13 protein-coding genes are annotated in these 13,969 nt (G+C 66.2%); 3 read left to right on the top strand and 10 right to left on the bottom strand.

Features of this window, described 5'->3' with window-relative positions; all coding sequences use genetic code 11:
* Window positions 1-26: 26 nt before the first annotated feature.
* From RYM47_RS17295 to ndk, 4 genes are read right to left on the bottom strand one after another with little or no spacing between them, the layout of a single operon-like run.
* A complete protein-coding gene (locus RYM47_RS17295; protein ID WP_315389521.1) occupies window positions 27-893 on the bottom strand; it encodes a RodZ domain-containing protein in 867 nt (288 codons plus the stop codon).
* Between the two features lie 6 nt (window positions 894-899).
* Window positions 900-1,697, bottom strand: a complete 798-nt coding sequence (gene pilW / locus RYM47_RS17300; RefSeq protein WP_315389523.1) for a type IV pilus biogenesis/stability protein PilW — start codon at window positions 1,695-1,697, stop codon at window positions 900-902.
* Window positions 1,684-2,889: a 23S rRNA (adenine(2503)-C(2))-methyltransferase RlmN gene (gene rlmN, locus RYM47_RS17305; protein ID WP_315389524.1), complete on the bottom strand. Its 1,206-nt coding sequence runs from the start codon at window positions 2,887-2,889 to the stop codon at window positions 1,684-1,686. The genes pilW and rlmN overlap by 14 nt, the downstream gene beginning before the upstream one ends.
* A 10-nt stretch (window positions 2,890-2,899) precedes the next feature.
* Window positions 2,900-3,325: a nucleoside-diphosphate kinase gene (ndk, locus tag RYM47_RS17310; RefSeq protein ID WP_008265389.1), complete on the bottom strand. Its 426-nt coding sequence runs from the start codon at window positions 3,323-3,325 to the stop codon at window positions 2,900-2,902.
* Window positions 3,326-3,566: 241 nt separating this feature from the next.
* Here ndk and RYM47_RS17315 point away from each other — a divergent pair, with 241 nt between their 5' ends.
* From RYM47_RS17315 to RYM47_RS17325, 3 genes are read left to right on the top strand one after another with little or no spacing between them, the layout of a single operon-like run.
* Entirely contained in the window at window positions 3,567-4,220 is a 654-nt protein-coding gene (locus RYM47_RS17315) for a TetR family transcriptional regulator (protein WP_315389525.1), read from the top strand.
* Window positions 4,221-4,239: 19 nt separating this feature from the next.
* Window positions 4,240-6,612, top strand: a complete 2,373-nt coding sequence (locus RYM47_RS17320) for a 3-hydroxyacyl-CoA dehydrogenase/enoyl-CoA hydratase family protein (protein WP_315389526.1) — start codon at window positions 4,240-4,242, stop codon at window positions 6,610-6,612.
* A 32-nt stretch (window positions 6,613-6,644) separates the two neighbouring features.
* Window positions 6,645-7,853 carry an acetyl-CoA C-acyltransferase gene (locus tag RYM47_RS17325; protein WP_214905488.1) on the top strand — a complete coding sequence of 403 codons (1,209 nt, stop codon included), beginning with the start codon at window positions 6,645-6,647 and terminating at the stop codon, window positions 7,851-7,853.
* A 71-nt stretch (window positions 7,854-7,924) separates the two neighbouring features.
* Here the strand turns inward: RYM47_RS17325 and galU are convergent, their stop codons facing one another.
* The 6 genes from galU to RYM47_RS17355 form a co-directional block, all read right to left on the bottom strand.
* Window positions 7,925-8,815, bottom strand: a complete 891-nt coding sequence (gene galU / locus RYM47_RS17330) for a UTP--glucose-1-phosphate uridylyltransferase GalU (RefSeq protein WP_315389528.1) — start codon at window positions 8,813-8,815, stop codon at window positions 7,925-7,927.
* Window positions 8,812-10,719 (bottom strand): nucleoside-diphosphate sugar epimerase/dehydratase, encoded by a 1,908-nt coding sequence (locus tag RYM47_RS17335; protein WP_172448117.1) that lies wholly within the window; start codon window positions 10,717-10,719, stop codon window positions 8,812-8,814. Before RYM47_RS17335 ends, galU begins: the two co-directional genes overlap by 4 nt.
* Window positions 10,720-10,735: 16 nt before the next feature.
* Complete coding sequence (locus tag RYM47_RS17340; protein ID WP_315389534.1) at window positions 10,736-11,707, bottom strand: glycosyltransferase family 4 protein; 972 nt, start codon at window positions 11,705-11,707, stop codon at window positions 10,736-10,738.
* Window positions 11,708-11,713: 6 nt separating this feature from the next.
* Window positions 11,714-12,892, bottom strand: coding sequence for a lipopolysaccharide assembly protein LapB (lapB, locus tag RYM47_RS17345; protein WP_315389529.1), 1,179 nt, complete (start codon window positions 12,890-12,892; stop codon window positions 11,714-11,716).
* A 100-nt stretch (window positions 12,893-12,992) separates the two neighbouring features.
* Window positions 12,993-13,298: an integration host factor subunit beta gene (locus tag RYM47_RS17350; protein ID WP_017355596.1), complete on the bottom strand. Its 306-nt coding sequence runs from the start codon at window positions 13,296-13,298 to the stop codon at window positions 12,993-12,995.
* Between the two features lie 90 nt (window positions 13,299-13,388).
* On the bottom strand, window positions 13,389-13,969 hold a 581-nt coding region (locus RYM47_RS17355; RefSeq protein ID WP_315389532.1), incomplete at its 5' end, for a S1 RNA-binding domain-containing protein.

Genomic DNA, 13,969 nt, shown 5'->3' on the forward strand with positions numbered 1-13,969 from the left:
GACTGTCGAAACAGCGGAAACGCGGCTCAGTGTGAAACCGGAGCCACGGAGCCGTCAGAGGATACCGTAAAGCGCGCCACGTTGGCTCGCTGGTACGGCGAAAGGTCGACGATAGTGCCGGCCTGCTGAACCTCGACCGCCGAGGCATTGCCCAGCACCATGCGCGCCACCTGGCCGGGGCTGAAGGTGCGGGTTTCGCCGGATTTGATCAGGGCTTTCTCGACGGTCGCGCCGTCGGGACCGGCAATGTCGACCCAGCTGTCGCCCTTGAACTGCAGGGTCAGCGCGCCGGCCGGGGCCGGGGCCGCCGTGGCCGGTCGCGGCACGGGCGTCAGCGAGGCAAGGTACGGTGCCGAAGGCGTGGCCGGCGCAGACGAAGGCGTCGCAGCGGCCGGCGCCGGGGCGTCCGGCGTGGCTGAGCCAGCCACCGGAACGGCGGCTGGAATCACGTCCAGCGACGCGGTCGCCGGCGCAGTGGAGGCACTGTCGAAGTGGCCTCGCGTGGCGAACCAGACCGGCACCGCCAGTACTGCGGTGATACCCACGTACAGGGCACGGCGACCGAGGTTCTCGGCGATGCGCCGGGCCCGGGGGGTATGCGTATGGCTGACCAGCTGCGGCGGCACCACCGGCCCGATCCGGGCCTGGTCCAGGACATCGCCCAGGTCGACATTCAGCAGGCGGGCGTAGCTCTTGAGCTGGCCGCGTACGAACACCGGTGCACCGAGGCGATCCCACTGCTCGGCTTCCAGCGACTTCACCACCTGGACCGGCATGCGCAGCTTCGGACCTACGTCCTCAAGCGTCATCCCTGCCGCTTCCCGCGCCTGGCGGAGGCGAGCCCCACAGCCGGCAGCGGTATCAAGCGCGTTCACAGTCTGGTCATCAATCACAATGCTTCAACCCCGGGAATTAGGAGCCGCATCCTGCGGAAATTCGTCGCGAATTCGCTGCAGATAGCGACCGGATGCCACTGTGTCACCAAGCTGCGCCTCGATTTGAGAGGCAAGTTGTAACACGGAACGTGTGGCCGGTGCAGCCGCGAGACGCCGTTGCACGAAGGCCCGGGCCTCGAAATAACGCGACTGCGCATACTCGTTGCGGGCCATCGATTCCAGCGCGTAGGCGTTGCCGGGTTCCAGCACCAGCGCCTTGCGCAGGTCACGCACGGCGCGTTCCGGCTGCCCGGCCTCCAGCGCGCAGCCACCCGCGTTTGCCAGAGCGGCAGCCGGGGTGCGGTAGCCCGGCGCGACCACGGCGCGGTCGAACAGCGGCAGCGCCTCGGCAGCACGCCCCTGCCCGCACAGCCATGCGCCGTAGTTGTTCAGCACGTCCCCGCTCTGCGGCGCCAGCTCGGCGGCCTTCTGGAACAGCGGGCCGGCCTCGGCCACGGCACCGCGCTGGTTGGCCAGGGCGGCGAGCAGGATGTAGGCGTCGGGTTGACCCGGGTCGAGCTTGAGCGCGCTGCGTGCGCGCTTTTCGGCCATTTCCGGCTGCCCGGCGCGGAAGGCCTCGGCGGCCAGCGTCAGCTGGTCCTGGTAGTTGAACCGGCGACGGGTATCGGCGCTGTCGCGGGCCACGTACTCCGGCGCGATGCCCAGTGGCGCACTGGGGGGTTTGACGCCTTTGCTGCCACAGCCGGCGAATGCCAGCGCGACGAAAACAACGGCTGGCAATCGGAGGTCAGGCAGCGGCATCCCGGTTTTTCCCGTCCTGGAGCGTCTTGTTGAACTCGGCCTGGCGACGCGTGCGGTCCATCACCTGGCCCTTGAGCTGGCCACAGGCAGCGTCGATGTCATCGCCACGGGTACGCCGCACCATGGTCAGCACCTGCTGGTCGAGCAGGATCTTCTGGAAGGCACGGATTTCAGCATCTCCGGAGCGCTCGTAGCGCGTACCCGGGAACGGATTGAACGGGATCAGGTTGACCTTGCCCGAGTGCGACGCCTGCACCGCGTTGTCGAACTGGCGCATCAGTCGCGCCAGCTGGCGGGCATGTTCGGGCTGGTCGTTGATGCCCTTCATCAGCGTGTATTCGAAGGTCACCGATTCGCGGCGCTTGTTGGCGCGCAGGTAACGCGCGCACGAGGCCATCAGATCGACGATCGGGTACTTCTTGTTGAGCGGTACCAGCGTTTCGCGCAGCGCATCGTTGGGTGCGTGCAGCGACACCGCGAGCGACACATCGCTTTCGGCCGAAAGGCGGTCGATCTGCGGCACCAGGCCGGAGGTCGACAGGGTCACGCGCTTGTTGGCCAGGCCGTAGCCCAGGTCGTCGCGCATCACGCTCATGGCGCGCACGACGTTGTCGAAATTCATCAGTGGCTCGCCCATGCCCATCATCACCACGTTGGTGAGGCGGCGCATCTGGTGCGGCACGTTGCCCAGGTGGCGTGCGGCAACCCACACCTGGCCGATGATCTCGGCGGTGGTCAGGTTGCGGTTGAAGCCCTGGGTGGCGGTGGAGCAGAACGTGCAGTTCAGGCCGCAACCGACCTGCGAAGACACGCACAGCGTGCCGCGGGTCTTGTCCGGGATGTACACGGTCTCGATGGCGTTCTTGCCATCCACGCCCATCGCCAGCAGCCACTTGTGGGTGCCGTCGGCGGAGGGCTTGTCGAACACGATGTTGGGAACCAGTACCTCGGCATGGGCCTGCAGCTTGGCACGCAGGACCTTGCCGAGGTCGGTCATTTCATCGAAGTCGGTGACGTAGCGATGGTGGATCCACTTCATCACCTGATGGGCACGGAACTTCTTTTCGCCAAGCACCTCGACGAAAAACTTCTCCAGGCCCGCGCGATCGAGGTCGAGCAGGTTCTGCTTGCCAGCCGTGGGTGCCGACTTCGGCAGCGGCTGGATGGCGGGGGACTGTACGACCTCGTTCACGGCATTACTCTCAGCGCGAGACGACTTCGGTGGCGGCGAAGAAGTAGGCGATTTCAATCGCGGCATTCTCGACCGAGTCCGAGCCGTGGGCGGCGTTGGCATCGATGGATTCGGCGAAGTCGGCGCGGATGGTGCCCGCAGCGGCTTCCTTCGGGTTGGTGGCGCCCAGCAGGTCGCGGTGGGCCAGGACGGCGTTCTCGCCTTCCAGGGCCTGGATCATCACCGGGCCGGAGATCATGAACTCGACCAGCGCGTTGAAGAACGGACGCTCGCGGTGCACGGCGTAGAAGCCTTCGGCTTCGCGGCGCGACAGCTGCTTGTACTTGGCAGCCACGACCTTCAGGCCAGCCTTTTCGAAGCGGGCGTAGATTTCACCGATGACGTTCTTGGCGACGGCGTCCGGCTTGATGATGGAAAGGGTGCGCTCCAGCGCCATGGGAAGTTCTCCGTTGGGCGGGCCACTGATCGGCCCGAGAGTAACATGAAAAAAACCCGCGTCAAAACGCGGGCTTAGCCTGATATACGTGCGTCAATTCTACAGCGTCCACGCAGCCGGATACAACGTGCCGCATTCATGTGGATGACCGCCCGGCAACCGTTCTGCTGCGCTGCACAATGCGGCCGCAGCCTGGCAGGTCTAATATCAAACAATCGTTTGATTGAACCCTGTCCCGACCATGGCCAAGCCCGCCCACTTCTCCACCAAGGACCGCATTCTCGGCGCCGCCGAGGAGCTGTTTGCCCTGCACGGGTTCGCCGGGACCTCCCTGCGCCAGGTCACCAGCCAGGCCGACGTGAACATCGCGGCGGTCAACTACCACTTCGGCTCCAAGGAAAACCTGGTCAACGAGGTGTTCCGCCGCCGCATGGACGAAATGACCGCCGCGCGCCTGTCCCAGCTGGAGGCTGCCCGTCACGAGCACCCGGGCCAGCTGCGCCCGGTGCTGGCCGCCTTCGTCGAGCCGGCCCTGGCCATGGCCCAGGACCGCCAGACCGGCGGCGCCTTCGTGCGGGTCATCGCCCGCGCCTACGCGGAAAAGAACGACAACCTGCGCAAGTTCCTCTCCGACCACTACGGCCACGTCCTGCGCGAGTTCGGCAAGGCCATCGCCGCCTGCGTGCCGGGCCTGAGCAAGGAAGAGCTGTACTGGCGGCTGGACTTCCTCGCCGGCGCGCTGACCTACGCGATGGCCGACTTCGGCCTGATCAAGCGTCCCGCCGGTGTCACCGAAGCGGCGCATCGTGCCCATGCAGCCCAGGAACTGATCCATTTCGCCGAGGCTGGCTTCCGCGCCAGCGCGGCCACTCACGCCCCCCTTTCCACCCCGTAACGCCAAAAGGCTTATCGACATGTCCAATTCCCTGCTAGTCCGCCGCGCCGCCGTGCTGGGTGCCGGCGTCATGGGTGCCCAGATCGCCGCCCACCTCACCAACGCTGGCGTCGACACCGTGCTGTTCGACCTGCCCGCCAAGGAAGGTCCGGCCGACGGCATCGTGCTGAAAGCGATCGCCAACCTGGGCAAGCTGAGCCCGGCGCCGCTGGCCAGCAAGTCGCTGGCCGAAGCCATCACCCCGGCCAACTACGAGTCCGGCCTGGAGCAGCTGAAGGACTGCGACCTGATCATCGAGGCCATCGCCGAGCGCATGGACTGGAAGCAGGACCTGTACAAGAAGATCGCGCCGTTCGTGGCCGACCACGCCGTGCTGGCCTCCAACACCTCGGGCCTGGGCATCAACAAGCTGGCCGACGTGCTGCCCGAGCAGCTGCGCCACCGCTTCTGCGGCGTGCACTTCTTCAACCCGCCGCGCTACATGCACCTGGCCGAGCTGATTCCGGCCACCACCACCGACGCCAGCGTGCTGGAAGGCCTGGAAGCATTCCTGGTCACCACTCTGGGCAAGGGCGTGGTGTACGCCAAGGACACCCCGAACTTCATCGGCAACCGCATCGGCGTGTTCTCGATCCTGTCCACCATCCACCACACCCAGCAGTTCGGCCTGGGCTTCGATGAAGTGGACGGCCTGACCGGCCCGCTGGTCGGCCGCCCGAAGTCGGCCACCTACCGCACCTCCGACGTGGTCGGCCTGGACACCATGGCCCACGTCATCAAGACCATGGGCGATACCCTGCCGAACGACCCGTGGCATGAATTCTTCAAGTCGCCGAAGTGGCTGGATGCGCTGATTTCCAAGGGCGCGCTGGGCCAGAAGACCGGCGCCGGCATCTTCCGCAAGGTCGGCAAGGACATCATGGTTCTCGACCTGGAAAAGCAGGACTACCGCCCGGCCGATCGCACCGCCGCGCCGGAAGTGGTCGAGATCCTGAAGATCAAAAACCCCGCCGAGAAGTTCGCCAAGCTGCGCGAAAGCCAGCACCCGCAGGCGCAGTTCCTGTGGGCGACCTTCCGCGACCTGTTCCACTACAGCGCCTACCACCTGGCCGACATCGCCGAAACCGCGCGCGACGTCGACCTGGCCATCCGCTGGGGCTACGGCTGGTCGCTGGGCCCGTTCGAAACCTGGCAGGCCGCCGGCTGGAAGCAGGTGGCACAGTGGATCGCCGATGACATCGTGGCCGGCAAGAGCATGAGCAACGCCCCGCTGCCGGACTGGGTGTTCGATGGCCGCGACGGCGTGCATGCCGCCGAAGGCAGCTACAGCCCGTCGCGCAATGCCAAGCTGCCGCGCTCGTCGCTGCCGGTGTACCAGCGCCAGCGCTTCCCCGATCCGCTGCTGGGCGAGACGTTCGCGCCGGGCGAGACCGTGTTCGAGAACGACGGCCTGCGCATGTGGCACGACGGTGATGGCATCGCCGTGGTCAGCTTCAAGACCAAGATGAACACCGTGTCCGACCACGTGCTGGACGGCCTGCAGGAGTGCGTCACGCGCGCCGAGAAGGACTTCCAGGGCCTGGTGATCTGGCAGCAGAAGGAGCCCTTCTCTGCCGGTGCCGATCTGGCCGGTGCACTGGGCCTGCTGCAGGCCGGCAAGGTCGACCAGTTCGAAGAAATGGTTGCCAACTTCCAGCGCACCAGCCAGCGCATCAAGTACTCGCTGGTGCCGGTGGTTGCCGCCGTGCGTGGCCTGGCGCTGGGTGGTGGCTGCGAGTTCCAGATGCACAGCGCCAAGACCGTGGCCTTCCTGGAAAGCTACATCGGCCTGGTCGAGGCCGGCGTCGGCCTGCTGCCGGCCGGTGGTGGCCTGAAGGAACTGGCCGTGCGCGCCTCGCAGGCCGCAGGCCCGGGCGGTGACGTGTTCGCCGAACTGAAGAAGACCTTCGAGACCGTGGCGATGGCCAAGGTGTCCAACTCCGCGGTCAACGCCAAGGAACTGGGCCTGCTGCGCAGCACCGACAAGGTGGTGTTCAACAGCTACGAAGCGCTGCACATCGCCAAGGCCGAAGCTCGCGCCCTGGCTGAAGCGGGCTACCGTCCGCCGCTGCCGGCACGCCGCATCCAGGTGGCCGGTGACGTGGGTATCGCCACCTTCAAGATGATGCTGGTCAACATGCTGGAAGGCCGCTTCATCAGCCCGTACGACTACGAGATCGCCGAGCGCATCGCCACCGTGCTGTGCGGCGGCAAGGTCGACCGCGGCACCCTGGTGGACGAAGAGTGGCTGCTGACCCTGGAGCGCAAGCACTTCGTCGAACTGGCCCAGCAGGAAAAGACCCAGGCCCGCATCGCGCACATGCTCAAGACCGGCAAGCCGCTGCGTAACTGATCGGCCCGAACCACATTCAAGAGATCGCCACAATGACCAAGCAGATCCAGGACGCCTACATCGTCGCCGCCACCCGCACCCCGGTTGGCAAGGCGCCCAAGGGCGTATTCCGCAATACCCGTCCCGACGACATGCTCGCGCACGTGCTCAAGTCCGTGGTCGCGCAGGCCCCGGGCATCGACGTCAACCGCATCGACGACGCCATCATCGGCTGCGCCATGCCGGAAGCCGAGCAGGGCATGAACGTAGCCCGCATCGGCGTGCTGCTGGCCGGCCTGCCGGACACCATCGCCGCGCAGACGGTCAACCGCTTCTGCTCCTCCGGCCTGCAGGCCGTGGCCATGGCCGCCGACCAGATCCGCCTGGGCAACGCCGACCTGATGCTGGCCGGCGGTACCGAGTCGATGTCGATGGTGCCGATGATGGGCAACAAGATCGCCATGGCGCCGAGCGTGTTCGACAACGACCACGTGGCCATTGCCTACGGCATGGGCATCACCGCCGAGAAGGTCGCCGAGGAATGGAAGGTCTCGCGCGAGGAGCAGGACGCCTTCGCCCTGGCCTCGCACCAGAAGGCCATCGCCGCGATCCAGAATGGCGAGTTCAAGGATGAAATCAGCCCGTACGACGTGCGCACCCGCCAGCCGGACCTGGCCGACGGCCGCCGCATCATCACCCGCGACCGCATCGTCGACACCGACGAAGGCCCGCGCCTGGATTCGTCCGCCGAAGGCCTGGCCAAGTTGCGCCCGGTGTTCCGCAACGGCCAGTTCGGCGGCACCGTGACCGCCGGCAACTCCTCGCAGATGAGCGATGGTGCCGGCGCGGTACTGCTGGCCTCCGAGCAGGCAGTGAAGGACTACGGCCTGAAGCCGCTGGCCCGCTTCGTCAGCTTCTCGGTCGCCGGCGTGCGCCCGGAAGTGATGGGCATCGGCCCGATCGCCGCCATTCCGAAGGCACTCAAGCAGGCGGGCCTGACCCAGGACCAGCTGGACTGGATCGAGCTCAATGAAGCCTTCGCCGCACAGTCGCTGGCGGTGATCCGCGACTGCGGCCTGGACCCGTCCAAGGTCAACCCGCTGGGCGGCGCCATCGCCCTGGGCCACCCGCTGGGAGCCACCGGCGCGATCCGTACCGCCACCCTGCTGCACGGCCTGCGCCGCCGCCAGCAGAAGTACGGCATGGTCACCATGTGCATCGGCACCGGCATGGGCGCTGCGGGTATTTTCGAATCGCTGTAAGCGAACCATGAAAAAGGGCGACCCTCGGGTCGCCCTTTTTTTGTGCGCGTCCGGCCGGCGGCCGGAACACCTTAGCCTTCGTCGTCGGCCAGCATCTGCGCCAGCTTCTCGCGTGCCGGCTTGCCCAGCTTGTGGCTTTCCAGCGCGAAGCGGATGGTCGCCTCCACCAGGCCCAGGTGGGTGCCGCAGTCGAAACGGGTGCCTTCGAAGCGGAACGCATCCACTTCCTCGGTCTTGAGCAGTTCGGCAATGGCATCGGTCAGCTGGATCTCGCCGCCGGCACCGGTGCCGGTGGACTCCAGCAGCTCGAAGATCTTCGGGCTGAGCACGTAACGACCTACCACCGCCAGGTCGCTCGGTGCGTCGGCCGGCTTGGGCTTCTCGACGATCTGCGAAATGCGGCCCTTGCGACCGTCGAACGCCTCGGTGGCGACGATGCCGTAGCTGGCCGTGTTCTCGTGCGGGACGTCTTCCACCGCGATCACGCTGGCACCGGTGGCCTGGTTGAGGTCGGCCATCTGCTTGAGCGCGCCGTCGCCGCGGTTCCAGATCAGATCGTCCGGCAGCAGCACCGCAAAGGGCTCATCGCCGATCACGGCCTTGGCGCACAGCACCGCATGGCCCAGGCCCAGTGCCTCGGCCTGGGTGACGAAGATCGCGCGCACGCCATTGGGCAGCACGTGCCGGACCAGTTCGAGCTGCTCGGTCTTGCCGGCACGCTCGAGCTTCTGCTCCAGTTCGTAGGCCTTGTCGAAATAGTCGGCCACCGCGTGCTTGTAGCGGTTGGTGATGAAGATCAGGGTGTCGCACCCTGCTTCGATCGCTTCATCGACGGCGTACTGGATCAGCGGCCGATCGATGATCGGCAGCATTTCCTTGGGAACCGTCTTGGTGGCGGGGAGGAACCGGGTACCCAGTCCTGCCACCGGGAAAACCGCCTTGCGAATGCGCTTGCTCGTCACAGCCTGTTGGCCTCTCGTGCCGGAAAGGGAACCACGTTAGCCGACTCGACGTGAGATTCCTGTTGCAACGGCGAGAATTCCGGCATGGTCGCGAACAGAATGCTGTTGATCGCATCGGTATCGTAATTGGCAATCGCCTCGCGCAGGCGCGGCACGTTGCCCAGCACCTGGTCGCGCGCGAAGGTCCGCACACCGGCTTCCAGGATTTTCGGATGCGCGGTCGGCCGGTAATCCTCGTCCGAATAGAACAGGGTTTCGTGCAGCTTCTCACCGGGACGCAGGCCTGTATAGACAATCGCGATGTCCTTGTACGGCTGCTTGCCGGCCAGGCGGATCATCTGCTCGGCCAGCACGCGGATCGGCACCGGCTCGCCCATGTCCAGGGTGTAGATCGCACCATGCGAGGCCGACGCCGCCGCCTGCAGGATCAGCTGGCAGGCCTCGGGGATGGTCATGAAGTAACGGGTCACTTCCGGGTCGGTGACCGTGACCGGGCCGCCCTTGAGGATCTGTTCGCGGAACACCGGCACCACGCTGCCGGCCGAGGCCAGCACGTTGCCAAAGCGCACCGTGACGAAGCGGGTGTGGCTGGTCTTCTGGTCCAGGCTCTGGCAGATCATCTCCGCGTAGCGCTTGCTGGCGCCGAGCGCGTTGACCGGGTCGACCGCCTTGTCGGTGGAGATGAACACGAAATGCTCGATGCGCGCTTCCACGCAGGCGCGCGCCACCGTCTCGGTGGACAGGATGTTGTTGCGGACCGCTTCGCGCAGCTGGCGCTCCAGCACCGGTACCTGTTTGTAGGCTGCCGCATGGAATACCGCGTCCACACTGGACAGCGACAGCGCATGACGGATCACGGCCGGGTCGCCGCAGTCGCCCAGTACCGCTTCCACCACCAGGTCCGGGAAGCTGCGCTTGAGCTCGGCCTCGATGGTCAGCAGCAGCAGCTCGCTCATCTCCAGCAGCACGACCCGCCCTGCCCCGTGCCGCGCGCACTGGCGGCAGAGCTCGGACCCGATGGAGCCACCGGCGCCGGTGACCAGCACGGTGCGGCCGCCGAGCCAGCCACGGATCAGCGACCAGTCGGGCAGGATCGGCTTGCGCCCGAGCAGGTCCTCGATCGCCACTTCCTTCAGTTCGCCCGGAAGCGAATGGCCAAGCAGCACGTCATTGAGTTTGGGCACCATCCGGAACGGCACCCCGGTGCTCTCGCACAGGGCAACCACCCGCTGCATGCCCGCCGCATCCAGCGAAGGAATGGCGATCACCAGCAGTTTGGCCGCGGTTTCGCGGGCCACGGCGGCGGCATCGTCCAGCGTCCCCAGTATGGGCAGGCCCTGGAGCTTGGCGCCCTGCAGGTGCGGGGCGTCGTCGAGCAGGCCGACCGGCTCGAAATCACCCGAACGACGCAGGTCGCGAACCAGGGCTTCGGCCGCCTGGCCGGCGCCCAGGATCAGCACCCGGCGCGCGCTCGCGTCGGACTGCAGGGCCTGGTAGTCCTTCCACGCCCGATACAGCAGGCGCGGCGCGCCCAGCAGGGCCGACAGCGCGAACGGATAGATCACCAGCACCGACATCGGCACGCCGTTGAAGCGCTTGTAGGCCAGCACCACGACGATGGCCAGCAACCCGATGAAGCTGGATTTGAAGATGTGCAGCAGGTCGGCCACGCTGGCGAACCGCCACAGGCCCCGGTACAGGCCCACCCGCCAGAACACCACCGCCTGGATGGCGAGCACCAGCGTGGTGTCGATGTTCCAGAGCGGAAGCGAAGGGGCGTCGGCCAGCATCGAATAGCGGCCCGCATGCAGCAGCTGCCAGCAGGCCCATACCATGAAGAGGTCGTGGGCCACGATGGCGGCGCGGGGGAGCAGACTCGTAAAGCGGTCCAGCCAAGGCGTCATAAACCAAGCAATCCTTCTAGTAGCGCATTCCCTTGCGCAGGAGTAGCCAAAGACCGGTCGCGGAGATTATCCACGTTACGGCCACGGCAGCCTCCCACCTCGGCTGCAAATACGTGCAAGCATTAAACACTGTAATACTGAACAAACCAAAAACAAAGTACATCCCTGTAACCGAAGTGTGCGTTGCTCCACCTTTGATGGCGCGCTGGTACAGATGTTGGGTGTGGGGCTCCATCCACCTCTGCCCGGAGAGCATGCGCGCCAACAGTGTGAAGCCTGCGTCCACGAGGAAGGCGGTCAGCGGCACCAGCAGCAGCAGCCAGGACACCGTCGTTGCCACGCTGGCCAGGCAGACCAGGGCGGCCACCGCATAACCCAGCGCCCCGCTGCCGACGTCTCCCATGAAAATCCGGGCCCGGGGGAAGTTGAACGGCAGGAAGCCCAGGCACGCCAGGGCAAGGACCACGCCCGCCAGGGCCAGCGGCCCGGGCAGCACCAGCGCGAAGGCGGCGCCGGCCAAGATCGCCTGGGTGGTGGCGATCCCGTTGATCCCATCCATGAAGTTCCAGATGTTGATCAGGGATGTCGTAAACAACAAGGCCAGCACGGCCTGCCACAGATTCCCGGTGGCGTTCCAGACCAGTCCGGCCAGCAGAGTGGCGGCCACGACATGGACCAGCAGCCGGCGCACCGCCGGCAGCGGCCGATGGTCATCCCACCAGCCGATCCCGGCGACCAGGGCCAGGCCCAGCCCGAACACCAGCAGGGGGATGCGCACCTGCGGCCAGTAAACCGCGCCCGCCCCGACCGCCAGCAGCAGGGTCACCACGATGGCGATACCGCCGCCGCGCGGCGTCGCCACGCCGTGGCTGCGGCGTTCGCCGGGCTGATCCAGCAGATTGCGCCGCAGCGCGTAATAGCGGGCACACCCGGTGAGCACCGCCGCGACTGCCAGCACCGCCAGCAGCCCGATCCATCCCCACGGCAACATGGGTCAGAGCACCGCGTAGTTCAGCAGCGGCTTGACCGTTCCCCACTCCTTGCAGCTCGGACATTGCCAGTGGTGGGTGCGCGCGCCGAAACCGCAACGGGTGCAACGGTAGGCCGGATTGCGGACCAGCAGCTGGTCGGTGATGTGCTTCAGGTCGTGCAGGGTCGCGGTGGAATCAGCGCCCTCGGCCAGTGTCAGATCGATCAGCGCGGACTCACCGCGGACCGACGGACGGTCCTTGAGCTGCCGACCCAGGTAGGCACGCGCGGGGGCAACGCCCTCCTGCTCTTCCATCAGCTGGGTCAACGCCAGTACCGGGGCGATGCCGCGGTAGTGCTCGGTCATTTCCGACAGGAATGCGCGCGCGCCCCCGAGGTCGCCCACCTTGCGGTAGTTCTGCATCAGCGGCTGCAGCACTTCGGGCAGGTATTCCGGGTCGTTGCGGGCCGCACGTTCAAAGGCGCGCACCGCCGCCTCGGCATTGCCCGCATCGGTTTCCAGGCGACCTTCGATGATGCCGGCGCGGACCGACATGGCGTCGGCCTGGTAGGCACGGGCAATCGCCGCGCGCGCCTCGTCGATCCTGCCTGCGCCGCGGAAGCGCTCGGCAAGCTCGCACTCGAACTGCCCTACCAGCTTGCCCATCGGCTCGCCGGTGACTTCCTCATAGCGGGTGGCGTTGTCGATCGCCTTTTCCCAGTCGCGCTCGGCCTGGTAGATGCCGATCAGGTGCTTGAGCGCCTGTGGTGCGCGCTGGTCGATCTGGGCCAGCTCGGAGAACACGGTTTCGGCGCGGTCGAGCAGGCCGGACTTCATGTAGTCCTCGCCGAGCGCCAGCAGCGCCTGGACGCGCTGGGCGTCGCTCAGGTCGGTCCGGTTGACCAGCCCCTGGTGCAGGCGGATGGCGCGGTCGACCTCGCCCCGGCGGCGGAACAGGTGCCCCAGCGCGACCTGGGTTTCAAAGGTTTCCTTGTCCAGCTCCGCGATATGCAGGAACAGCTCGATGGCTTTGTCCGGCTGCTCGTTCAGAAGGTAGTTCAGGCCGCGGAAATAGGTACTGGAGAGCCGGCTGACCTGGTTGTCGCCGTGACGCTGCCCGCCACGCCGGCCGATCACCCAGCCAGACACCGCTGCCAGCGGCAGGAACAGGAAAAACCAGAACCACTCGGAGACGAATTCCATCGGCGCTTATTGTCCGTCGAAAGGAGAAGAAGGCATGCGTTCGGTCAAAGAGTAGCCGAATGGATGTAAAGGGTGCATCCGCCGTTGCGGACGACTTGGCTCAGGCCGGATCGCTTTCCAGCGGCACCACGGCGCTGACGCGCTCACGCAATTCCTTGCCCGGCTTGAAGTGCGGGACATGCTTGCCCGGCAGTGCGACCGATTCCCCGGTCTTGGGGTTGCGACCCAGCCTGGGTGGCCGGTAGTGCAACGAAAAACTGCCGAACCCGCGGATCTCGATGCGATCCCCGCCGGCCAGCGCCCCGCCCATCATTTCCAGCAACGACTTTACCGCCAGATCGACATCGTCCGACTTCAGATGCGCCTGTCGGCGCGCCAGGATTTCGATCAACTCGGATTTGGTCATTGCGGACTCGCGTCGAGGGTCTCAAACCCTGAAACGGCCCGGACTATCGTCCGGGCCGTCCAGGAAACTACAGCTACTGCCTAAGGCCGATTACTCGGACTTGTTGGCGTTCAGCTGGGCGCGCAGCAGCGCACCGAGCTGGGTGGTGCCAGCCGACGCGGAGCCGGACTGGTATTCCTCCAGCACTTCGCGCATTTCGGCGTCGTCCTTGGCCTTGATCGACAGCTGCAGGGTACGACCCTTGCGATCCATGCCCACGAACTTCGCTTCAACCTTGTCGCCGACCTTCAGGAACTGGGTCGCGTCGTCGACGCGCTCGTTGGCGACGTCACGTGCCGAGACGTAGCCTTCGATGCCGTCAGCCAGTTCGATGGTAGCGCCCTTGGCGTCCACTTCCTTGACCACGCCTTCGACCTTCGAACCCTTCGGGTTGGCAGCCATGTACTGACCGAACGGATCCTGCTCCAGCTGCTTGACGCCCAGGCTGATGCGCTCGCGCTCCGGATCGACGGCCAGGACGACGGCGTCCAGGTTGTCGCCCTTCTTGAAGTTGCGGACCACGTCTTCGCCGGTGGTGTTCCAGCTGATGTCGGACAGGTGCACCAGGCCGTCGATACCGCCGTCCAGGCCGATGAAGATGCCGAAGTCGGTGATCGACTTGATCTGGCCCG

The organism is uncultured Stenotrophomonas sp. (assembly GCF_963519125.1).
GTDB lineage: Bacteria > Pseudomonadota > Gammaproteobacteria > Xanthomonadales > Xanthomonadaceae > Stenotrophomonas.

Bases quoted from the DNA above. Each gene is read 5' to 3' on its own strand.
- RYM47_RS17325 (WP_214905488.1), top strand. From the start codon at position 6,645: ATGACCAAGCAGATCCAGGACGCCTACATCGTCGCCGCCACCCGCACC.
- RYM47_RS17350 (WP_017355596.1), bottom strand. From the start codon at position 13,298: ATGACCAAATCCGAGTTGATCGAAATCCTGGCGCGCCGACAGGCGCAT.
- RYM47_RS17320 (WP_315389526.1), top strand. From the start codon at position 4,240: ATGTCCAATTCCCTGCTAGTCCGCCGCGCCGCCGTGCTGGGTGCCGGC.
- lapB (WP_315389529.1), bottom strand. From the start codon at position 12,892: ATGGAATTCGTCTCCGAGTGGTTCTGGTTTTTCCTGTTCCTGCCGCTG.
- ndk (WP_008265389.1), bottom strand. From the start codon at position 3,325: ATGGCGCTGGAGCGCACCCTTTCCATCATCAAGCCGGACGCCGTCGCC.
- pilW (WP_315389523.1), bottom strand. From the start codon at position 1,697: ATGCCGCTGCCTGACCTCCGATTGCCAGCCGTTGTTTTCGTCGCGCTG.
- RYM47_RS17335 (WP_172448117.1), bottom strand. From the start codon at position 10,719: ATGACGCCTTGGCTGGACCGCTTTACGAGTCTGCTCCCCCGCGCCGCC.
- RYM47_RS17315 (WP_315389525.1), top strand. From the start codon at position 3,567: ATGGCCAAGCCCGCCCACTTCTCCACCAAGGACCGCATTCTCGGCGCC.